A 20,108-nucleotide genomic window follows, 5' to 3' on the forward strand; every position below is an offset into this window, starting at 1 on the left:
GGCTCCAGCTTGCGGTGAAGCGCCCCAAGAAATCGAATGAGATTGTGTGGGTGATTAATTAATTTTCAGATAAAGATGTAATGCGACCACCGTCACACAACCAAACGCTGAAAAGCGGGCGATGAAGCCTATCTATATGCGCGAAGCAGCGCCGCCGCTCGATGGCGGCCAGAAACAATGGGGCGGCTTTAATCAGAAGCCGCGGATGGCGAGGTAGGCGATGCAAGCGGCCGTAGCGCCAGTCGCCAACATCAGTAGTCTTGCCGCCAGAAGCTTGGCATTGTCACGGGTTTGAGCGATTGCAATGGCGCGAGCACGACGATGTGTTCTGTTCATGAGTATATTCCCATTTTCGCACTGACACGATAACCGGCAAAAGGCCGTTTTCGCAACAGGCAATATACAAAACAGAAATGTAGGAAAAGAAAACGTGAAAACCAGATGTTAGCCGCAAGCCTTGCGGCTAACCGTAATAGATGCGGGAATTGTGGCCGAAGCGCGCTACTTCAACAATGCCGCGATAGCAGGATCCGTCGCCGTTTCCGCAGCCGTCTTGCCGGAGGCAGACTTGATGGTCTTGTCGGCGCCATTCTTCAACAATGCCTTGACGACGGCCGGATCATCCTGCTGGCTCGCCATGTGCAACGGTGTCCAGCCATCGTAATCGCCGGGCGCGTTGACGTCGGCGCCCTTGGAAACCAGCAAATCAATCATTTCGGGAGGACCGTAATAGGCCGCGGTATGGAGCGGATACCAGCCCTCTGTCGTCTTCATGTCCAGCTTGGCGCCGCATGCCAGCATCTTCTTGACGACATCGCCTTTCTTGTCGCGGATCGCAATGGCGAAATTCGTATCGCCGCCCGCATCCTGACCGTTCGGATCCAGCTTCTTGCATTGCGCAGAAGCAGCGCTCGCGTCGGACACCGTGACGGCAAGCATGCCAAGTGGCATCGCCATGGCCGTAACGATACCTGAAAGAACTGTGCCGCGGCATATCAGAGCCTTAAACGTCATGATTGTCTCCATTGAGTATTTTCGCGCTGGAGATGCTCTTTGCCCGTTTCGCGGCCTGTTGGCAAGGTCAATTCAGGCCGCCTCGCCGGCGACATGGCCGGAAGCCCACGCCCATTGGAAATTGTAGCCGCCGAGCCAACCGGTCACATCGACGCATTCGCCGATGAAGAACAGACCGGGAATGGTCTTTACCTGCATCGTCCGCGAATCGAGGCAAGCTGTATCGATGCCGCCGAGCGTCACCTCCGCCGTGCGATAGCCTTCGGAGCCCGAGGGTTTGAGGCTCCATGACTGGATGGCTGCCGCGAGCTGCTGCAGGCGCTTGTCGGATTGATCGGCCATGTTGCCGGAGATACCTTCGCTCTCGACGACATACTGGGCCAGCCGCTTCGGCAGGATTTCGGCAAGAGCGGTCTGCGCCGATTGTCGGCCATTCCCCTGCTTGGCTTTCTTGAGAAGCGCAAAGACATCGATATCGGGCTCGATCACGACCGTGATCTCCTCACCCTCGCGCCAATAGGAGGAGATCTGCAGGATGGCGGGGCCGCTGAGGCCGCGATGGGTAAAGAGCAGGGCCTCGCGGAACGCCATCTTGTCGTGGCGGATCTCCGCGGGCGCGGCGATGCCCGAAAGCGGTGCCAACCGCTGAAGCAATTGTGGATCGAGGGTTAGTGGCACGAGGCCCGGCCGGGTTTCGACCAAAGGCAGGCCGAATTGCTCGGCGATGCGATAGGCAAAGCCAGTGGCGCCCATCTTTGGGATCGACTTGCCACCGGTGGCGACGACAAGCGAGGATGCTTCGAAGGCGCCTTCCGAGGTGCTGAGGCGATAGCCGCCGGCAGTTTGATCGATATCGCCGATTTCCGTCCGCAACCGCAGTTGCGCGCCCGCATCGCGCATCTCGTCGGTCAGCATGCGGATGATGTCCTTGGCGCTGTTGTCGCAGAAGAGCTGGCCGAGCGTCTTCTCATGCCAGGCGATGCCATGGCGTTCGACCATGGCGATAAAATCCTGCGGTGTGAAACGGGCGAGCGCCGATTTGGCGAAGTGCGGATTGGCCGACAGGAAGTTCTTCGGCCCGGCATGGATGTTGGTGAAATTGCAGCGGCCGCCGCCGGAAATTCGGATCTTTTCGCCCGGCGCCGCAGCATGGTCGAGCACGAGGACGGACCGCCCGCGCCGGCCGGCGCGGATGGCGCACATCATGCCTGCTGCGCCCGCACCGAGGACGATCACATCATATCTGCCTGCCACGCTTCAGCCCTTCATTCTTCGCCGCGCGCTCTCGTCACTTTTCCATCATACGGCGAAAGTCCGAGCGGTTTTCCCCCTCGCCAATTGGCAAACTGCAGTTATGATGCAGTCGTCGATCAACCCAAATACGGTGTTTTATGCCCGCGAGAAAGACCCCGCTGAAAGCTTCCATACCCGTCTCGAAAGCCCCTACAGTACCTCCTTCTCTGAGATCGGCACGCGGCGTAGCAAACTGGAAGGAAGCGGCGCAATGGCTGCGGGCACGCGGGATCGAGGACATAGAATGCATCACGCCGGATCTCGCCGGCGTGCCGCGCGGCAAGATGATGCCGACCTCGAAATTCACCTCCAATACGTCGCTGGCACTGCCCTCGGCGATCTATCGCCATACGATTTCCGGCGAGTATCCGGAGGAGACCGAAAGCTTCCGCTACGAACCGCGCGACAGCGACCTGAAGCTGGTGCCGGACCTTTCGACGCTTTCGGTCGTGCCCTGGGAGAGCGATCCGACGGCGCAGGTGATCTGCGATATCGTCAATTCCGAAGGACATGCGGTGTCCTACACGCCGCGCAATCTGCTGAAGCGGATCATGGGGCTCTATCGCGAGCGCGGGTGGAAGCCGGTGGTGGCGCCGGAAATCGAGTTCTATCTCGTCGCCAAGAATGACGATCCGGACTATCCGCTGCACCCGCCGAAGGGCCGCTCCGGCCGCTCGATCCTCGGCGGACAGGGCTATTCGATCGCCGGCATCAACGAGTTCGACGAACTGATCGATGATATCTATCACTTCTCCGAGAAGCAGGGTCTTGAGATCGATACGCTGATCCATGAAGAGGGTCCGGCGCAGCTCGAGATCAACCTGCGCCATGGCGACCCGATCGAACTTGCCGACCAGGTGTTCATGTTCAAGCGCACCATTCGCGAGGCGGCGCTGAAGCACGGCATTTACGCGACCTTCATGGCCAAGCCGATGCAGAGCCAGGCCGGCTCGGCGATGCATATCCATCAGTCGGTCGTGAACATCGAGACCGGTAAGAACGTCTTCACCAATCCGGACGGCAGCCCTTCGCAGGAGTTCTTTCATTTCATCGGCGGCATGCAGCGCTATGTTCCGAATGCGCTCGCCATGCTCGCGCCCTATGTGAATTCCTATCGCCGGCTGGCGCCGAATATGTCCTGCCCGGTCAACAATGCCTGGGGCTACGACAACCGCACCACGGCCTTCCGCGTTCCCGTTTCCGATCCGCAGGCCCGCCGCGTCGAGAACCGGTTGCCGAGCTCCGATGCCAATCCCTATCTGGCGCTCGCCGCCTCGCTCGCCTCCGGCCTGCTCGGCATCATGAAAAAGGTGGAGCCCACCGCGCCGACCGAGGATTCGGCCAATGAAGGCTCGATCGACCTGCCGCGCGGCCTTCTGGAAGCCATTGCTCTGCTTGAGGACGAGCCGGCCTTCGAGGAGGTGCTCGGCAAGGACTTCATCGACATCTATGCCGGCGTCAAGCGGGGTGAATTTGAAACCTTCATGCAGGTGATCAGCCCGTGGGAGCGGGAATTCCTTCTGCTCAACGTGTGAAGGAGGCGCCCATGACGCTGCAGGAAACATGGCAAAGCCCGATCGCGCCCGGCCTTTCCTTCTACCAAGCGACCGTCGGCCCGCGTGCGAGCTATCCGAAGCTCGACGGCTCGCGCCGCGCGGATGTCGCGATTATCGGTGGCGGCTATACCGGTCTTCAGGCCGCCTACAATCTTGCCAAAGGTGGCGCGGAGGTCGTGCTGATCGATGCCAACCGCTTCGGCGACGGCGCCTCCGGCCGCAATGGCGGACAGCTCGGCACCGGCCAGCGCTGGTGGCCGGAAGAGATGGAAGAGAAGATCGGCTATGAGCGGTCGAAGGCCCTGTTCGATCTGGCCGAGGACGCCAAGCGGCATCTTCTCGATTTCTCCGCCGAGCATGGCATCGACATGGATTTCCTGCCCGGCCAGATGAATGTCACGCACAAGCGCAGCGACAAGCGTGACTATGTGGACAGTGCGGAGATCGCAGCGACCCGCTATGGCTATCCGCACATGACGTTCATGGATGAGGCCGAAACCCAGGAGCGGCTGGGTTCGTCGTTCTATCTCTATGGCGTTCGGGATATGGGCACGGGCCATATCCATCCGCTGAAACTGCTCATCGGCATTGCCCGCGTCGCGGCAGAGGCCGGTGCGTCTCTCTTCGAAATGACCAAGGCGAAGGGCTTCCGGCAATTCGGCGGCAAGACGATCATCGAAACGGATGGCGGCGAGATCACAGCCGACCGGGTGCTGATCGCCTGCAACGGCTATATCGGCAATCTGGAGCCGGTGACGGCAAGTCACGTCATGCCGATTCGGTCCTTCATCGGCGCGACCGAACCGCTCGACCGCTTTCCGGCGGTATTGCCTGGTAACGAGGCCGTCGCCGATTCGCGATTCGTCGTGCGCTATTTCCGCAAATCCAAGGATGGACGCCTGCTTTTTGGCGGGCGCGAGGCCTATACGGCGGACAATCCGCGCGACATAACGCAGCACATCCGCCGGCAGATCACCGAAATCTATCCGGCTCTCGGCGATATCAGCATCGATTATGCCTGGGGCGGCTCGGTCGGCATCACCATGCCGCGCCAGCCCTTCGTGCGCGAGGTCATGCCTGGCGTCACTTCCATCGGCGGCTATTCCGGCCATGGGGTGATGCTGTCAAATTATTGCGGTAAACTCTATGCGAAAACGGTTCTCGGGAATGCGGATGAACTTCATCTCTTCAGAGAGTTGAACATACCGCCCTTCCCCGGCGGTGCGCGCATGCGGGCGCCTCTGCTGTTCCTGGCGCTCTCGTGGTTTGCGTTGCGCGACAGGTTTTAAAAACCGGAGGATGATTTCTTCCGCCGGCAATCCGCTCCAAAAAGCCGCATCTGATTTTTGCGATGCACACTGGCCTTTTTAAATCGATTAGATTAAAAGGGGCCTCAACCAAGACCGATTGAGAGATAGCTCATGAGCAGCCAGATCATTCCTGTTGAACCATTTGATTATGTCGTTTTCGGCGGCAGCGGCGACCTTGCCGAACGCAAGCTCCTGCCCGCTCTTTACCATCGTCAGGTCGAAGGCCAGTTTTCCGAGCCGACACGCATCATCGGCGCCTCGCGCAGCGCGCTTTCCAATGAAGAATACCGCAAATTTGCAGATGCCGCCCTGAAGGAACACCTGAAAAAAGGCGAATATGACGACGCCGAGGTCAAAAAGTTCCTGGCTCGCCTGTTCTACGTGCCCGTCGACGCCCGCAGCGATGCCGGCTGGGATCAGCTCAAGAAGATCCTGGACGAAGGCAAGGAGCGCGTGCGCGCCTTCTATCTCGCTGTCGCTCCGGGCATCTTCGGCGACATCTCGCAGAAGATCCACGATCACAAGCTGATCACCAAGCAGACCCGCATCGTCGTCGAAAAGCCGATCGGCCGCGATCTTGCCTCGGCTCTGCAGCTCAACGACACCATCGGTAAGGTCTTCAAGGAAGAGCAGATCTTCCGCATCGACCATTATCTCGGCAAGGAAACCGTGCAGAACCTAATGGCGCTGCGCTTTGCCAACGCTCTCTACGAGCCGCTGTGGAACGCCAACCACATCGACCACGTGCAGATCACCGTTGCTGAATCGGTCGGCCTCGAAGGCCGCGCCGGCTATTACGACACGGCTGGCGCCCTGCGCGACATGGTACAGAACCACATCCTGCAGCTGCTTTGCCTGACCGCAATGGAAATCCCCTCCTCCATGGATTCGGAAGCCGTTCGCGACGAGAAGCTCAAGGTTCTGCGCGCACTGAAGCCGATCGATGCTTCCAACGTCGAGCAGGCGACGGTTCGCGGCCAGTATCGCGCCGGCGCTTCGGCGGGCGGCCCGGTCAAGGGCTATCTCGACGAGCTGGAAGGCGGCGTTTCCAACACCGAAACCTTCGTCGCCATCAAGGCCGAGATCGGCAACTGGCGCTGGGCGGGCGTTCCCTTCTACATCCGCACCGGCAAGCGCCTGGCCGGCCGCATGTCGGAGATCGTCATCACCTTCAAGCACATTCCGCACACCATCTTCGATCAGGCCGCCGGCCGCATCGTTGCCAACCAGCTCATCATCCGCCTGCAGCCGGACGAAGGCGTCAAGCAGTCGCTGATGATCAAGGACCCGGGTCCGGGCGGCATGCGCCTGCGCAACGTCTCTCTCGACATGAGCTTCGCGTCTGCATTCAACGTCCGCAATCCGGATGCCTACGAGCGCCTGCTGATGGACGTCATCCGCTCCAACCAGACGCTGTTCATGCGCCGCGACGAGGTGGAAGCCGCATGGAAGTGGGTCGATCCGATCCTCAAGGGCTGGGAACACGCCGGCCAGCAGGTGCAGGGCTATACAGCCGGCACCTGGGGTCCGAGCCAGGCTATTGCGCTCATCGAGCGTGACGGCCGCACCTGGCACGACGATATCTAAACCGGGACGACAACGATGACAGCCAACATGCATGCTTTTGCCAATGGTGCCGAACTCGCCGGCAAGCTCGCGGACAAGGTGGCCGAAACCCTTTCGGCTGCGATTACCGCCCGCGGCTCCGCAAGCATCGCGGTCTCCGGCGGCTCGACGCCGAAGGCCTTTTTCCAAGCGCTGTCATCGCACTCGATCGACTGGGGCAAGGTGATGGTCACCCTCGTCGACGAACGGTTCGTGCCATCAGACAATCCCCGTTCGAACCACCTGCTCGTCCAGGAAAACCTGCTGAAGGATAAGGCGGCTGCCGCCAAATTCCTTCCGCTCTATCAGGCTGCGGCTTCCGTCGAGGAGGCCGCGGTCATCGCCACCAAAAAGACCAAGGCTATCGGCCATCCCTTCGATGTCGCCATCCTCGGCATGGGCAATGACGGCCACACGGCTTCCTTCTTTCCGGGCGGCAGCAATCTCAAGACCGCGCTCGATCCGAACACCCCCCGTGGTATCATCACGATGGAAGCGGAAGGTGCCGGTGAGCCGCGGCTGACGTTCACTTTCTCAAGCCTTCAGGATGCCCGATTGCTGGTGCTCCATATCGAGGGAGAAGGAAAGAAGGACGTTTTGGCCAAGGCCGAAGCACCGGGCGAAGAAACCGAGATGCCGATCCGCGCCATGCTGCGCCGGGCGGCTTCTCCGGTCGAGATTTATTGGGCTCCGTGATACGGCCTGAAGGCCTGGTCATCGAACCCTGACAGACACAGCAACCCGTGCTGCGCCATGTGCCCCTCGGGCGCAGCGGCAAAGCATTGACTTTTAGACCCCGCGCCATGCCCTCTGACGAATAGGCATCAAGGGCACCGCGCAGAACAGACGGAGGCAGATCGACCATGGCCGCTGACGCCCGCATATCAGCGATTACCGCACGTATCGTCGAGCGCTCAAAGCCGACGCGCGAGCGCTATCTGGACCGCCTGCGCAGTGCTGCAACCAAGGGAGCGCAACGCTCCGTGCTCGGCTGCGCCAACCTTGCGCATGGCTTCGCCATCTGTTCCCCCTCCGAGAAAGACGCGCTGGCGGGAGACCAGGTGCCCAATCTCGGGATCATCACCTCCTATAACGACATGCTCTCGGCGCATCAGCCCTTCGAGACCTATCCGGCGATCATCCGCGAAGCGGCGGCCGAAGCGGGCGGCATTGCCCAGGTTGCGGGCGGCGTGCCGGCCATGTGCGACGGCGTCACGCAGGGACAGCCGGGCATGGAGCTTTCGCTCTTCTCGCGCGACCTGATTGCCATGTCGGCGGCCGTCGGCCTGTCGCACAATATGTTCGATGCGGCCGTCTTCCTCGGCGTCTGCGACAAGATCGTCCCCGGCCTCGTCATTGCCGCTCTCTCCTTCGGCCATCTGCCCGCCGTCTTCATTCCGGCCGGGCCGATGACTTCGGGCTTGCCGAACGACGAGAAATCGCGCGTGCGCCAGCTCTATGCCGAAGGCAAGGTCGGCCGCGCCGAATTGCTGGAAGCGGAATCGAAGTCCTATCACGGTCCCGGCACCTGCACCTTCTACGGCACGGCTAATTCCAACCAGATGCTGATGGAGATCATGGGCTTCCACATGCCGGGCGCCTCCTTCGTCAATCCCGGCACGCCGCTGCGCGAAGCTCTGACCCGCGAGGCGACCAAGCGCGCGCTCGCAATCACCGCCATGGGCAATGAGTTCACACCGGCGGGCGAGATGATCGACGAGCGCTCGATCGTCAATGGCGTCGTCGGCCTGCATGCGACCGGTGGCTCGACAAACCATACGATGCATATCGTCGCCATGGCGCGTGCGGCCGGCATCGTGCTGACATGGCAGGATATTTCCGAGCTTTCGGACATTATCCCGCTGCTCGCCCGCGTCTACCCGAACGGGCTTGCGGACGTGAACCATTTCCACGCCGCCGGCGGCATGGGCTTCCTCATCAAGGAGCTCCTGAAGAAGGGGCTGCTGCACGACGACGTGCGCACCGTCTACGGCCAGGGCCTCGGCAGCTACTCTATCGACGTCAAGCTCGGCGCCGACGGCAACGTCGTACGCGAGCCGGCTCCGGAAAAAAGCCACGACCCGAAGGTACTGGCAAGCATCGACACGCCTTTCCAGAGCAATGGCGGCCTGAAGATGCTGCGTGGTAATATCGGCAAGGCGGTCATCAAGATCTCCGCCGTCAAGCCGGAGCGCCACATCATCGAAGCACCGGCCGTGATCTTCCACGATCAGCTGGAAATGCAACAGGCCTTCAAGGACGGCAAGCTGAACCGCGATTTCGTGGCCGTCGTCCGCTTCCAGGGACCGAAGGCGAACGGCATGCCCGAGCTGCACAAACTCACGCCGGCGCTCGGCGTGCTGCAGGACCGTGGTTTCCGCGTAGCGCTCTTGACCGACGGCCGTATGTCGGGCGCATCGGGTAAGGTGCCTGCCGCCATCCATGTGACACCGGAAGCCGTCGAGGGCGGCCCGATCGCCCGCATCAGGGAAGGCGACATCATCCGCATCGATGCGATTGCCGGTACGCTGGAGGTGCTGGTCGATGCCGCCGATATGGCGGAGCGCGAGCCGGTCGTGGCCGATCTCTCGGAGAATGAATTCGGTATGGGCCGGGAGCTCTTCGTTCCGTTCCGCCACGCCGCGGGACCGGCGGATCAGGGTGCAAGCGTCCTGTTCCGCCACTGAGATTGTCCGCCGGATTTCGGCAGGACGGCATCGAAGGCTGATCAAGGCGCTTTGGATGCTGCAGTTCCTGCTTCCGGCGGAGCCTTGTCCGTCCATGCCGGCGGAAGGCCGAGGCGCCCGCCCACGAAGCCTGTCACGCCCGGCGATTTCCCGAATACCTTGCAGGCGTCGTATTTCGGTGCCCGGCCGATGAGTGACGCCAATTTCGCCCTGGATGGGAAGGAGGGCGCCGCGCCGAACGGCGTCTTGCCCTTGACCAACATCTTACTGAAATCGCCGCCGAATTTGGCGGCGAGGCTATAGGCATCTCCTTCCTTGGCGATGGTGCCCGAATCAAAGAATGCGTTTGCACCACGTCCCCAGATCATGACAGCCTTCTGTACACCCTGGGGATTGAAAGCCTCCGCTTCGAGCGAGAGGCTGCCCATGCCGATCGGAATACGCGGAACGGGCACCGGTACACCCGGCAGCAACACGCTTTTGCCCACGGAGGCAATTTTCGAGACTCCGACGGCGGTTGCATTGGTTGCCTTCACCTGCGTCACGACGGCGCGAATGGTGAGATGCGCCGGCTCAGATAGACCGACGACGGCGAAACGTTCACTCAATCCGGAACAAAGCGCTCTATCGACGGCATTGGTGACGAGATCGCGCTGTTTGGGTGTGAAAGCAGCGGTTTCGGCGCGCATCGAAAAGGCGGTGGGAATGATCTTCACGGTCTTGGCCGCCAGAACATCGTCCTTGCTTACCCTAAGAAGCGAGTGCGCAACCAGCCCATCCGATCGGGTCAGCCCTTCATAGGACCGCAAAGATCCCGCCCGATCCAGCGGCGCGGAGGCACAGCCGCCCAGCAGGCTCATCAAGAGGGCAATCGACCACATATCAGCCCTCCGATGGCTTTCAGCGGCAGATGGGCCATAGGGTCTGCTTACAGCATGATTTGAGATTGTAGCGACTGGCATTGATGATTGCGCTCCTGCACCGGGTTATGAACATCAGCATCAACATTAAATATCGCACTAAGTGCAATATTAATATCGGCCAATTTGCGGCAATCGGGAAGCGAAGCGGAGAATTTATTTCACCAAAGATTGAGATTGCCGGGAACGGCCTGCGGGGCATGCCGATGATTTGAGCGGCGTTGCGACTCATGCCAGAATGGCCCGATGCATAATGTAACCCCAAAGCCGGAAGGGCTGCGTGAACAGAAGCGCCGCCTGACCTTTCAACGCATAGCGGACGTCGGAATGAAATCCTTTCTCGCGAAAGGCTATCAGGAAACGACGATCGACGAGATTGCCGCAGCAGCCGGGATTTCCCGCCGGACTTTCTTTTATTACTTTAGAAGCAAGGACGATATTCTTCTGGCGCATCAGCGCCGATATATGGACGCACTGCGGACTGGCATCATGGAGAATGCGTCGGCCGGGCGACCCATTGAGGTCGTCCATCAAGCCACCCTGGGACTCGTGGCCCGCATCGAGGCGGAAGCGCCTCGGCTTCTGGAGACTGCCAAGCTTTTACGCCAAAGCGAGACCTTGCGCGCCCGTTCGCGGGGCAACTCTTTGCAGCTTGAGCAAATCGCCTACCAAGCCCTGTGCGAATTGTTTCCGACCAGGGACCGCGACGGTCTGCAGCTGGTTTCGATGATCGGAGTGAGCCCGCTTCGCCTCTCGGTCAACAAATGGCTGCAGGAAAATGGCAGGCTACCGCTGATCAAGTATCTTGAGGATGCGCTCGCAAAATGCCGAACGGAAATCTGATCCGTCAGCCGAACGCAGCGCTAAGCCGTTTCTTGTGGGTCGTTGATCAGGATCTGATGTCGAGCACGCGGTTCTTATGAGCCGGGTGCGTGCTGTAGACGAAGATCTTGTTCATTTCCTTCTCCGTAAGAAGCCGCAGGAAGCGAACTTCCACCGTGTTGTTGGAGAAGACCTTCATCAGCACACAACCGACCTTGGTGATGCGGGCGTCAGGAATATCCAGATAGAACTGCTTCGGCAGATTATACTGGGTGAGGATCGCAAGAACCGCGCTGCTCTGCGAGATACGGATAATATCGCAGCGGCGGGACGCAAGATTCATCACGCCCTTTTCAGTGTATTCGAGGCGGGCGGCATTCATGGTGTCTTCCATGCGAAACCGCACTTCGCGGTCATACATGAAGGATTCTTCCTTGTTAAGGAAATGCTGACCTGAATTAGCTCTGCCGAACGCGGCCATCTTGGTAGACCCCTGAAGTATATTATGAAGAGAAGACTATCAGCCGGTCTTTAACAGAAGGTTTGAGTGCGCCGCCCAAGATGAATTTTGTTGTTCATTTTTACTTGGGCCGGGGCATCCGGTAAGCGCCTACTTGCGATAGGAGTGGCCGCTGGCGTCGAAAAGATGCAGCTTCTGACGGTCGGCGGCAAAACGCATCTTTTGGCCGCGATGAATATCGGCAATGCCGGGGATCTTGACGATGATCGGCTCGCCATCGACCAGGCCTTCGATATAGAGCTGCGTCACTTCGCCGAGCGCCTCGACGATGGAAACCTCGCCTTCGAAGAGATAGTCATCGCCCGTCGCGAGACGAAGATCTTCCGGACGTACGCCGAAGCTGGCGGCCTTGCCCTTTTCGGAGGCCTCCGTCGGCACGTCCAACGTTACCGATTTGCCGCCGGTCAGTGTCACCGTCGTCGCAGCGCCTGTTTCGGTTACCGTTGCCGGGATGATGTTCATGGCCGGCGAGCCGATGAATTTTGCAACGAACAGGTTGGCCGGGCGCTCGTAGAGTTCAAGGGGAGCGCCGACCTGTTCGACCCGGCCGGCCGACAGCACGACAATACGGTCGGCCAGCGTCATGGCTTCCACCTGGTCATGGGTAACGTAGATCATCGTCGTCTCGGGCATCGAATCGCTGAGTTTGGCGATCTCGATGCGGGTCGCCACACGCAGGGCGGCATCGAGGTTGGACAGCGGCTCGTCGAACAGGAAGACCTTGGGGTTGCGGCAGATGGCGCGGCCGATGGCAACGCGCTGCCGCTGACCGCCCGAGAGTGCCTTCGGCAGACGCTCGAGATATTGCGTGAGCTGCAGGCTTGCCGCCGCCGCCCGCACACGACGATCGATCTCCTGCTTGCTTTCGCCGGCGATGCGCATGCCGAAGGCCATGTTGTCATAGACGGTCATATGCGGATAGAGCGCATAGGACTGGAAGACCATGGCGATGCCGCGCCGTGACGGCGGCACCTCGTTCACCTTCTGGCCGGCGATCATCATATCCCCGGCGGTGATGCTCTCCAGCCCGGCGATCATCCTGAGCAAGGTGGACTTGCCGCAGCCGGAGGGCCCGACGAAGACGATGAACTCGCCTTCGTTGATCTCCAGATCGATCCCGTGCAGCACATGCACGCTGCCGTAGGATTTCTTGATATCCTTCAGAACAAGTCCAGTCATTATGCTTCCTCCTCCCAAAGGTCAGGCAAGACGCGCGAAATAGGCGCCCCAGGCCGGAATATCGATCTTGTTGCCGTAGTTGTTGCTGGTAAATCCATGTCCCGTCAACGCCTGCCAATTGCCATCAGGCAGGGTTGCCAGCGTTTCGACGGGGCTCATATTGAAGACGCAGAGAATGGTCTCTCCGGCATAAGTGCGGGTGTAGATCAGCACGTCGCCCTGCGGCTCCGAAAAGGCGATTTCGCCCTTGGCGAAGGCCGGATGCTGTTTGCGGAAGGCGAGGAAGCGACGGTACTGCTCCAGCACCGAATTTTCATCGCCCTGCTGGACGCTGACGGCGCGCAGAATGTGTTCGACCGGCACCGGCAGCCAGGGCTTGACGGTGGAAAAGCCGCCCTGCGCCACCTGGCTGTCCCAGACCATAGGCGTGCGGCAGCCATCGCGGCCCTTGAACTCGGGCCAGAACTGGATGCCGTAGGGATCCTGCAGATCCTGATAGGCGAGATCGGCTTCCGTCAGCGCCAGTTCCTCGCCCTGATACAGGCAGACCGAACCGCGCAGGGTCAGCAGCAGCGCCGCATAGAGCTTGGCGAAAGCATCGCGGTCGGCCACCAGATTGCCCCAGCGGCTGACATGGCGCACGACGTCGTGGTTGGAGAAGGCCCAGCAGGCCCAGCCTTGCGGAGCTGCCGTGTCGAAGTCGTTCATCACCTCTTCGACGCGATCCGGCGAAAGAGCGTCCGGCGCTAGGAATTCGAAGGCGTAGCACATGTGCATCTTGTCGCCGCCGGATGTGTATTCACCGACGATTTCGAGGCCGCGCTGGCTATCGCCGACTTCGCCGACGGCTGCAATCGCCGGGTATTCGTCGAGCACGGCGCGGAAGCGCTTCAGGAATTCCAGGTTCTCGGGACGATTCTTGTCGTAGAGATGCTCCTGGAAGTTATAGGGATTGACGGCCGGTGCCGTAGAGGCGTTGCGCCGCGAAGGCTCCAGCGCCGGGTTGTCGCGCAATTCCTTGTCGTGGAAGTAGAAATTGATGGTGTCGAGACGGAAGCCGTCGACACCGCGGTCGAGCCAGAAACGGACGACGTCAAGCAAGCGATCCTGCACTTCGGGATTGTGCAGGTTCATATCCGGCTGCGAGGTCAGGAAGTTGTGCATGTAATATTGCATGCGGGTCGGATCCCACGCCCAGGCCGAACCGCCGAAGATCGACAGCCAGTTGTTGGGCGGTGTGCCATCCGGCTTGGCATCAGCCCAGACGTACCAATCTGCCTTGGAGTTATCCTTGCTCGAGCGGCTTTCGACGAACCAGGGATGGCGGTCCGAGCTATGCGACAGCACCAGATCGATCATCACCTTGATGCCGAGGCGATGGGCTTCCGTCACCATCGCATCGAAATCGGCAAGCGTACCGAAGATCGGATCGACGTCCTCGTAATTGGAGACGTCATAGCCGAAATCGCGCATCGGCGAGGTGAAGAAGGGCGAAATCCAGATCGCATCGACGCCGAGCGACGCGACATGCGGCAGGCGGACGGCGATGCCCTTAAGATCGCCGATGCCGTCACCGTTGGAGTCCTGATAGGAACGCGGATAGATCTGATAGATCACGGCGCCGCGCCACCAGTCCTTGTCAACTTCCGAAGCCGATTGAAGAGCAATGCTCATGCTGAGTGGGTCCTGTAGTAAGTGCGTGTTTTTGGATCAGCCCCCCTTCACCGACCCGGCGAGCAGACCGCGCACGAGATAGCGCTGCAGACCAAAGAAGACGAGGAGTGGGATAAGGATTGTGACGAAGGCCGATGCCGTCAGGATTTCCCAGTTGCCGCCGCGCGAGCCGAGCAGCGCGTTGAGGGCGGCCGTAAGCACGAGGTGATCCTTGTCGGTGCCGAGGAAGACCATCGCGATCAGAAGGTCGTTCCACACCCAGAGGAACTGGAAGATCGCGAAGGAGGCCAATGCTGGGAAAGACAGCGGCAGGATGATCTTGACGAAGATATCGAAATCGCTAGCGCCGTCGACGCGGGCGGATTCGATGATTTCCTTCGGCAGGCCGGCAATGTAGTTGCGCAGGAGATAGATGGCCAGCGGCAGGCCGAAAGCCGTGTGCGCCAGCCAGATGCCGGGATAGGTCTTCGACGGAACGCCGAATATCTGGCCGATTTCGTTATAGATGCGCAGAAGCGGGATCAGCGACATCTGCAACGGCACGACGATCAGGCCGACAACGAGCGCGATCAGGATCGCGCGGCCGGGAAACTCCATCCAGGCAAGCGCATAGGCCGCAAAGGCGGCGATCAGGATCGGGATGACGGTTGCGGGGATCGTTACCGTCAGCGAATTGATGAAGGACTGGCCGATCCCCTCGCCGCCGAGTACGTTGCGGTAGTTGTCGAAGGTGAATTGCGGCGGTGTGGCAATGGTCAGGTAGATGCGCTTGCTGCGGGCATCGGCCTCAAAGGGACCAGTTTTCTGGTAGCGATAGCTGCCGTCAGCATTCACTGTTAGGGTCTCGCCATTGCCGAGATCGGCTGGCGAGCCGATCTTATAGGCGGCCGGCTCCTGCACGCGCAGGCCGAAGGACTGGATCCTGCCGTTGCCGCTGTTGCCTTGACCGGCAACCGTACCGGCGATGACGTAATTGGCACCGTCCTGCTTTGCCTTGTCCGGGCCGTCGAGGCGGACGGCGGCCGTCTGCGACGAACCGGAGAAAGCCGTCCACCAACCGGAGGCGACGATCTGGTCCTTGTCGCGCAGCGCCGTGACGAAGATGCCGAGCGTCGGAAGCAGCCAGAGCAGGACGATGAGCAGCACCGCGGCATGAACGAAGATGCGTGCGGGACCGATACGGCCGAGATTCCCAATCATGTCAGCGCCCCTTCGTTTCTGCGTTTGCGCGGCGGATATTCCAGATCATGATCGGTGTGACGGCGACCATGATGACGAGCGCTATGACGGCGCTTCGGCCGCTGTCGCCGCCGCCACGGAACATCCAGTTGAACATCAGGTTGGCAAGCACCATCGTGTTCCATTGACCATTGGTCATGGTGAGAACGATATCGAAGACCTTGAGGACGAGGATAGTGATGGTGGTCCAGACTGTGGCGATCGTTCCCCAGACCTGGGGAACCATGATCTTCCAGAAGATCTGCCAGCCATTGGCGCCGTCGATGACAGCCGCTTCGATGGTTTCCTCCGGAATACCGCGCAGCGCCGCCGAGAGGATGACCATGGCAAAACCGGTCTGGATCCAGATCAGCATGACCATCAGGAAGAAATTGTTCCAGAACGGAATGGTGATCCAGACTTCCGGCGTGCCGCCGAACAGCTGGACGATCGCGTTCAGAAGGCCGATCTGCGCATCCGTGCCGCCGCGATATTCATAGATGAATTTCCAGATGACGGAAGCGCCGACAAAGGAGATTGCCATCGGCATGAAGATGACGGCCTTGGCGATATTGCCCCACCAGATGCGGTCGGTCATTACGGCGATAACGAGACCGAAGAAGGTGCAGGCCGCCGGCACAACGGCGAGCCAAAGGATGTTGTTGAAGATCGACTGGCGGAATTCGGTATCGTTGAGCGCCCAGAGATAATTGGCGCCGCCGACGAACTTGCTGCCATCAGGCCCGTAGAACGACAGGATGAAGGTCGCGACGACGGGATAGACGAGATAGACGACAAGCAGGAACAGCGCCGGCCCCAGGAACAGCCAGGGGCGGATAAGACCGCGGCGGCGAAGGTTGACAGCCGCCCGATGGACCTCATCGCCTTCCCTTGCCGGAAAGATCAAGTCCAAGAGCTTGTTGGAAAACCAGAAATAAGCGGCGCAAATGGCAACGCCGAATATCATGGCGGCAATCGCCGATACGATCTGCGAAAACATCCCTTCCCTCCCCGAATTATCTACTTTTGTCCATCAGTCGGGCATCGGCCGCGCTGAAGGGCGCGTCGTCATATGCGGCATGGCGCCGCCGGCGAGTTGCCGGCGGCGATAGGGCTATGATGTCTTACTTGATGGCGTCCCAGGACTTCTGGATACCGTCGGCTACATCCTGAGCAGACTTGCCGCCGACGAAATCCACCATGCCGGTCCAGAACGAACCCGCACCAATCTTGCCCGGCATCAGGTCGGAACCGTCGAAGCGGAAAGTGGTGGCCGTGGTCAGGGTCTCGCCTTCCTTGCGCAGTGTGTCGTTGGCATAAGCCGCGGTGTTGACGGCCTTGTACGGCGTCAGGAAGCCGGACTGGGCCATCCAGACTTCCTGGGCGATCGGCGTCTGCAGGAACTGGATGAAGGCGCGTGCAGCCTTCGAATCCTTGGTAATGGCAGCGAGCGTGCCGGCGCCGAGAACCGGCTTGCCGAGTTCAGGATGCGCGGCGGAGGGCGGGAAGTAGAAGAAGTCCGCATCCTGACCAAGCTTCGTGCCTTCCGGGAAGAAGGACGGAATGAAGGATGCCTGCTTGTGCAGGTAGCACTTCGGCGGAACCGTGAAGAGGCCCTTCGGGCTGTCGCGGAAGTCGGTCGAGGCAACAGCTGCAACGCCGCCGGCAACATATTTCGGGTTCTTCGCGAACTTGCCGAATTCCTCGATCGCCGCAACGACCTTTGGATCGTTGAACTTAAGCGAGTTATCGACCCAGTGATCGTAATCCTGCGGCGTGTTCAGGCGCAGCATCAGGTCTTCAACCCAGTCGGTTGCCGGCCAGCCGGTCGCGCCGCCAGAACCGAGGCCGATGCACCAGGGGGTGCCGCCGTCCTTGACGATCTGATCGGAGAGCTTGATCAGATCCTCCATGGTCGTCGGAACCTTGTAGCCGGCTTCTTCGAAATTCTCCGGCACGTACCAGACCAGCGACTTCAGATCGGCCTTGTAGGGGAAGGCATAGAAGGCATCCTTGCCATCCTTGCCCTTGTAGGTGCCATAACCGACCCAGCTATCGCCGGCACCGTAATTGGTCTTGACCCAGCTCGCGAGATCATCGCCGAGCGGCGTCAGGTAACCCTTGCTGGCAAGGTTTGCGAGCAGGCCCGGCTGCGGGAGGATGGCGACATTCGGCGGCGAACCGGCCTGCGTGTCGATGACGATCTGCTGCTCGTAGTTTTCCGAGGACGAATATTTGGCGTTCACGCCGGTCGCTTCGGTGAAGTAGTTGAGGACGCTGGTGAAGAGAGCCTCGTCCTCGCCGCGCCAGGGGCCGAAGATGGTCAGCGTCTCGCCCTTCAGGTCGGCATGCGCCGACTTGAACTCGTCGTAGCTTTTCCAGTTGAACTTGGAGTCCTGGCCGGGCTGGAACTTCAGATCGGCCGCCATCGCCGTACCGGCCACCAGAGCGGCGGCAGCGACGGTCATCAAGAACATCTTTTTCATGCGTTGTCCTCCCTAATAACGAAACCCATGAGCCCAAACACACTCTCGTGCTACGCGCCCCATTCCTCAAAGCGCTTTGGCTACCTCTCTCATCCATTGAGAGCGCGCCAAAGTCAAGCGGTTTTCAAATTCGGGGCGATATACACAGCAAATCTCGCGTTGCAGCATAGAATGTGCATCGATTTCTTGCTAATCGCCTTGTCTCGCACACTTCTCCTGCTACATAATTGAAAGCGCTTTGAATGCTCGCGGCTTTTCGGGAGGTTGGCTCGGCATCTTGGCTGCCTGTAGTGGGAGGAGCTGGAATACCGTGAATCTGAAACAGCTATCGCAGATGCTCGGGCTGTCGCAGACGACAGTCAGCCGGGCATTGAACGGATATCCGGAAGTCAATCACGAAACGCGCGAGCGCGTTCTCAAAGCGGTTCGGGAAACCGGCTATCGACCCAACAAGGCAGCCCAAAGACTTGCGACCGGTAAGGCCGGTTCGATCGGACTTGTGATGCCGACCTCGCCCGGCAACTCTTCGGACGTGCATTTCAGCGAGTTCCTGACGGGGCTGGGAGAAGAGGCGTTGCGGCACGATTTCCATTTCGTCCTGACGCCCGCGGATCCGAACGATGAAGTCGGCGCTCTCAGGCGATTGGCGGCCAGCGGCAATGTCGATGCCCTCTTCGTTAATTATATGCGTGGTCACGATCCGCGCCTGGAGATGCTGAAGTCTCTATCCATGCCCTTCCTCGTGCATGGACGATCGATCGGTTCCGAACCCGACTATCCATTTCTCGACATCGACAATGAAGCCGCCTTCTACGACGCCACGAAGCTGCTGCTGCAGCTCGGACACCGGCGCTTCGCCCTCTTGAACGGCCCGATCTATTTCGATTTCGCCATTCGCCGGAAGAACGGCATGGATGCGGCCCTTGCCGAGCGTGGCCTCGCGCTCGACGAAGCCTGCACCAGCCATACGCCGATGACGGATGAACAGGGCTTGCTCGCCATGGAACGCATCCTGCAAATGGAAAGGGACAAGCGTCCTACTGCAGTGCTCTGCTCCAGTACCGTGCTGGCGCTCGGTGCGGTTCGCGCCATCAACCAGGCTAAGCTCAGGCTTGGCGAGGATATATCGATGATCGCCCATGACGACGTGCTGACCTTGCTTAAGCCGGAAAATTTCACCGTGCCGCTGACGACCACCCGTTCATCGCTGCGTGCAGCCGGCGTGCGCATCGCCGAACGGCTGATCGGCGAAATCAAGCATACGGAAACATTTCCAGCACAGGAATTGTGGAAGGCCGAATTGATCGTGCGCGCCTCGACCGGCGTCGCACCGGCTTAAAACTTCGGCGGCTTCTTACCTGCAGCGCGATGGGCCGCGATGACGGTATTGGCCATCAGCATGGCGATCGTCATCGGTCCGACACCGCCCGGAACCGGAGTGATGGCGGCAGCGACTTCTGAGGCTTCACCATAAGCGACATCCCCCACCAGCCGGCTCTTGCCCTCGCCGCGCTCCGGTGCCGCGATCCGGTTGATGCCGACATCGATGACGGTCGCACCTGGCTTCACCCAATCCGCCTTCACCATCTCCGGACGGCCGACGGCCGCCACCAGAATATCGGCACCCCTTGCCACGGAGGCGAGGTCCTTCGTGCGCGAATGCGCCGTCGTTACCGTCGCATTGGCATTGAGCAGCAATTGCGCCATCGGCTTGCCGAACAGGTTGGAGCGGCCGATGACGACGGCATTCAGCCCCGACAGGTCTTCGCCGTGGATCGAACGTACCAAAAGCATGGCGCCGGCCGGCGTGCAGGAGATCAGCCC

General features: G+C 60.2%; 18 protein-coding genes and 1 pseudogene. 7 read left to right on the forward strand and 12 right to left on the reverse strand.

The genetic code is table 11. The features are described 5' to 3' along the window. Positions 1–192 precede the first annotated feature (192 nt). From FHT73_RS09255 to FHT73_RS09265, 3 genes are all read right to left on the reverse strand, one after another. Complete coding sequence (locus FHT73_RS09255; protein ID WP_181476150.1) at positions 193–336, reverse strand: hypothetical protein; 144 nt, start codon at positions 334–336, stop codon at positions 193–195. A 165-nt stretch (positions 337–501) separates the two neighbouring features. Beyond that, positions 502–1,014 carry an ankyrin repeat domain-containing protein gene (locus FHT73_RS09260; protein WP_183711071.1) on the reverse strand — a complete coding sequence of 171 codons (513 nt, stop codon included), beginning with the start codon at positions 1,012–1,014 and terminating at the stop codon, positions 502–504. Positions 1,015–1,086: 72 nt separating this feature from the next. Next, on the reverse strand, positions 1,087–2,268 hold the full coding sequence (locus FHT73_RS09265) for an NAD(P)/FAD-dependent oxidoreductase (RefSeq protein ID WP_183711073.1): 1,182 nt from the start codon (positions 2,266–2,268) through the stop codon (positions 1,087–1,089). 137 nt (positions 2,269–2,405) lie between these two features. Here FHT73_RS09265 and FHT73_RS09270 point away from each other — a divergent pair, with 137 nt between their 5' ends. The 5 genes from FHT73_RS09270 (at position 2,406) to edd (ending at position 9,465) form a co-directional block, all read left to right on the forward strand. Further along, the gene (locus tag FHT73_RS09270) at positions 2,406–3,842 is read left to right on the forward strand and encodes a glutamine synthetase family protein (protein WP_041677220.1); all 1,437 of its coding nucleotides are present in this window, start codon (positions 2,406–2,408) and stop codon (positions 3,840–3,842) included. 11 nt (positions 3,843–3,853) lie between these two features. Then, entirely contained in the window at positions 3,854–5,152 is a 1,299-nt protein-coding gene (locus FHT73_RS09275; RefSeq protein WP_183711075.1) for an FAD-binding oxidoreductase, read from the forward strand. A 132-nt stretch (positions 5,153–5,284) separates the two neighbouring features. Beyond that, positions 5,285–6,760, forward strand: a complete 1,476-nt coding sequence (gene zwf / locus FHT73_RS09280; protein WP_015338847.1) for a glucose-6-phosphate dehydrogenase — start codon at positions 5,285–5,287, stop codon at positions 6,758–6,760. 15 nt (positions 6,761–6,775) lie between these two features. Beyond that, the gene (gene pgl / locus FHT73_RS09285) at positions 6,776–7,474 is read left to right on the forward strand and encodes a 6-phosphogluconolactonase (RefSeq protein ID WP_183711077.1); all 699 of its coding nucleotides are present in this window, start codon (positions 6,776–6,778) and stop codon (positions 7,472–7,474) included. A gap of 167 nt (positions 7,475–7,641) precedes the next feature. Next, complete coding sequence (edd, locus tag FHT73_RS09290; protein WP_183711079.1) at positions 7,642–9,465, forward strand: phosphogluconate dehydratase; 1,824 nt, start codon at positions 7,642–7,644, stop codon at positions 9,463–9,465. A 41-nt stretch (positions 9,466–9,506) separates the two neighbouring features. Here edd and FHT73_RS09295 read toward each other — a convergent pair whose 3' ends face one another. Together FHT73_RS09295 and FHT73_RS29785 are read right to left on the reverse strand one after the other, a co-directional pair. Continuing rightward, complete coding sequence (locus FHT73_RS09295; RefSeq protein ID WP_246712046.1) at positions 9,507–10,346, reverse strand: DUF3313 domain-containing protein; 840 nt, start codon at positions 10,344–10,346, stop codon at positions 9,507–9,509. Between the two features lie 267 nt (positions 10,347–10,613). Then, a complete protein-coding gene (locus FHT73_RS29785) occupies positions 10,614–10,838 on the reverse strand; it encodes a hypothetical protein (RefSeq protein ID WP_348648128.1) in 225 nt (74 codons plus the stop codon). On the opposite strand from FHT73_RS29785, the gene FHT73_RS29430 reads away from it, so the two are divergent. Continuing rightward, positions 10,752–11,228 carry a helix-turn-helix domain-containing protein gene (locus FHT73_RS29430; RefSeq protein ID WP_348648127.1) on the forward strand — a complete coding sequence of 159 codons (477 nt, stop codon included), beginning with the start codon at positions 10,752–10,754 and terminating at the stop codon, positions 11,226–11,228. The two genes, FHT73_RS29785 and FHT73_RS29430, sit on opposite strands and share 87 nt — an antisense overlap. A 46-nt stretch (positions 11,229–11,274) precedes the next feature. Here the strand turns inward: FHT73_RS29430 and FHT73_RS09305 are convergent, their stop codons facing one another. The 6 genes from FHT73_RS09305 to FHT73_RS09330 form a co-directional block, all read right to left on the reverse strand. Beyond that, entirely contained in the window at positions 11,275–11,628 is a 354-nt protein-coding gene (locus FHT73_RS09305; protein WP_112335318.1) for a hypothetical protein, read from the reverse strand. Between the two features lie 189 nt (positions 11,629–11,817). After that, positions 11,818–12,906, reverse strand: coding sequence for a sn-glycerol-3-phosphate ABC transporter ATP-binding protein UgpC (gene ugpC, locus FHT73_RS09310; RefSeq protein WP_112335317.1), 1,089 nt, complete (start codon positions 12,904–12,906; stop codon positions 11,818–11,820). A 21-nt stretch (positions 12,907–12,927) separates the two neighbouring features. Continuing rightward, entirely contained in the window at positions 12,928–14,580 is a 1,653-nt protein-coding gene (locus FHT73_RS09315; protein ID WP_183711085.1) for an alpha-glucosidase, read from the reverse strand. 36 nt (positions 14,581–14,616) lie between these two features. Continuing rightward, positions 14,617–15,780, reverse strand: a complete 1,164-nt coding sequence (locus FHT73_RS09320) for a carbohydrate ABC transporter permease (protein ID WP_112409906.1) — start codon at positions 15,778–15,780, stop codon at positions 14,617–14,619. 1 nt (position 15,781) lies between these two features. Then, positions 15,782–16,798: a sugar ABC transporter permease gene (locus FHT73_RS09325; RefSeq protein ID WP_112335314.1), complete on the reverse strand. Its 1,017-nt coding sequence runs from the start codon at positions 16,796–16,798 to the stop codon at positions 15,782–15,784. 124 nt (positions 16,799–16,922) lie between these two features. Continuing rightward, positions 16,923–18,284, reverse strand: a complete 1,362-nt coding sequence (locus FHT73_RS09330) for an ABC transporter substrate-binding protein (protein WP_183711087.1) — start codon at positions 18,282–18,284, stop codon at positions 16,923–16,925. A gap of 310 nt (positions 18,285–18,594) precedes the next feature. Here FHT73_RS09330 and FHT73_RS09335 point away from each other — a divergent pair, with 310 nt between their 5' ends. Next, complete coding sequence (locus FHT73_RS09335) at positions 18,595–19,623, forward strand: substrate-binding domain-containing protein (RefSeq protein ID WP_183711089.1); 1,029 nt, start codon at positions 18,595–18,597, stop codon at positions 19,621–19,623. Here FHT73_RS09335 and FHT73_RS09340 read toward each other — a convergent pair. Further along, positions 19,620–20,108, reverse strand: a pseudogene (locus FHT73_RS09340) (bifunctional methylenetetrahydrofolate dehydrogenase/methenyltetrahydrofolate cyclohydrolase); the annotation flags it as partial. The gene FHT73_RS09335 and the pseudogene FHT73_RS09340 sit on opposite strands and share 4 nt — an antisense overlap.

This window comes from Rhizobium sp. BK098, assembly GCF_014193155.1.
In the GTDB taxonomy this organism is placed as follows: domain Bacteria; phylum Pseudomonadota; class Alphaproteobacteria; order Rhizobiales; family Rhizobiaceae; genus Rhizobium.

What these genes read in the sequence shown, in the direction of transcription:
- pgl (WP_183711077.1), top strand. Translation starts at nt 6,776, where the DNA reads ATGACAGCCAACATGCATGCTTTTGCCAATGGTGCCGAACTCGCCGGC.
- FHT73_RS09315 (WP_183711085.1), bottom strand. Translation starts at nt 14,580, where the DNA reads ATGAGCATTGCTCTTCAATCGGCTTCGGAAGTTGACAAGGACTGGTGG.
- FHT73_RS09270 (WP_041677220.1), top strand. Translation starts at nt 2,406, where the DNA reads ATGCCCGCGAGAAAGACCCCGCTGAAAGCTTCCATACCCGTCTCGAAA.
- FHT73_RS09325 (WP_112335314.1), bottom strand. Translation starts at nt 16,798, where the DNA reads ATGTTTTCGCAGATCGTATCGGCGATTGCCGCCATGATATTCGGCGTT.
- FHT73_RS09320 (WP_112409906.1), bottom strand. Translation starts at nt 15,780, where the DNA reads ATGATTGGGAATCTCGGCCGTATCGGTCCCGCACGCATCTTCGTTCAT.
- ugpC (WP_112335317.1), bottom strand. Translation starts at nt 12,906, where the DNA reads ATGACTGGACTTGTTCTGAAGGATATCAAGAAATCCTACGGCAGCGTG.
- FHT73_RS29785 (WP_348648128.1), bottom strand. Translation starts at nt 10,838, where the DNA reads ATGCGCCAGAAGAATATCGTCCTTGCTTCTAAAGTAATAAAAGAAAGT.
- FHT73_RS09295 (WP_246712046.1), bottom strand. Translation starts at nt 10,346, where the DNA reads ATGTGGTCGATTGCCCTCTTGATGAGCCTGCTGGGCGGCTGTGCCTCC.
- FHT73_RS09330 (WP_183711087.1), bottom strand. Translation starts at nt 18,284, where the DNA reads ATGAAAAAGATGTTCTTGATGACCGTCGCTGCCGCCGCTCTGGTGGCC.
- zwf (WP_015338847.1), top strand. Translation starts at nt 5,285, where the DNA reads ATGAGCAGCCAGATCATTCCTGTTGAACCATTTGATTATGTCGTTTTC.
- FHT73_RS09260 (WP_183711071.1), bottom strand. Translation starts at nt 1,014, where the DNA reads ATGACGTTTAAGGCTCTGATATGCCGCGGCACAGTTCTTTCAGGTATC.
- FHT73_RS09275 (WP_183711075.1), top strand. Translation starts at nt 3,854, where the DNA reads ATGACGCTGCAGGAAACATGGCAAAGCCCGATCGCGCCCGGCCTTTCC.
- FHT73_RS09255 (WP_181476150.1), bottom strand. Translation starts at nt 336, where the DNA reads ATGAACAGAACACATCGTCGTGCTCGCGCCATTGCAATCGCTCAAACC.
- edd (WP_183711079.1), top strand. Translation starts at nt 7,642, where the DNA reads ATGGCCGCTGACGCCCGCATATCAGCGATTACCGCACGTATCGTCGAG.
- FHT73_RS09305 (WP_112335318.1), bottom strand. Translation starts at nt 11,628, where the DNA reads ATGTATGACCGCGAAGTGCGGTTTCGCATGGAAGACACCATGAATGCC.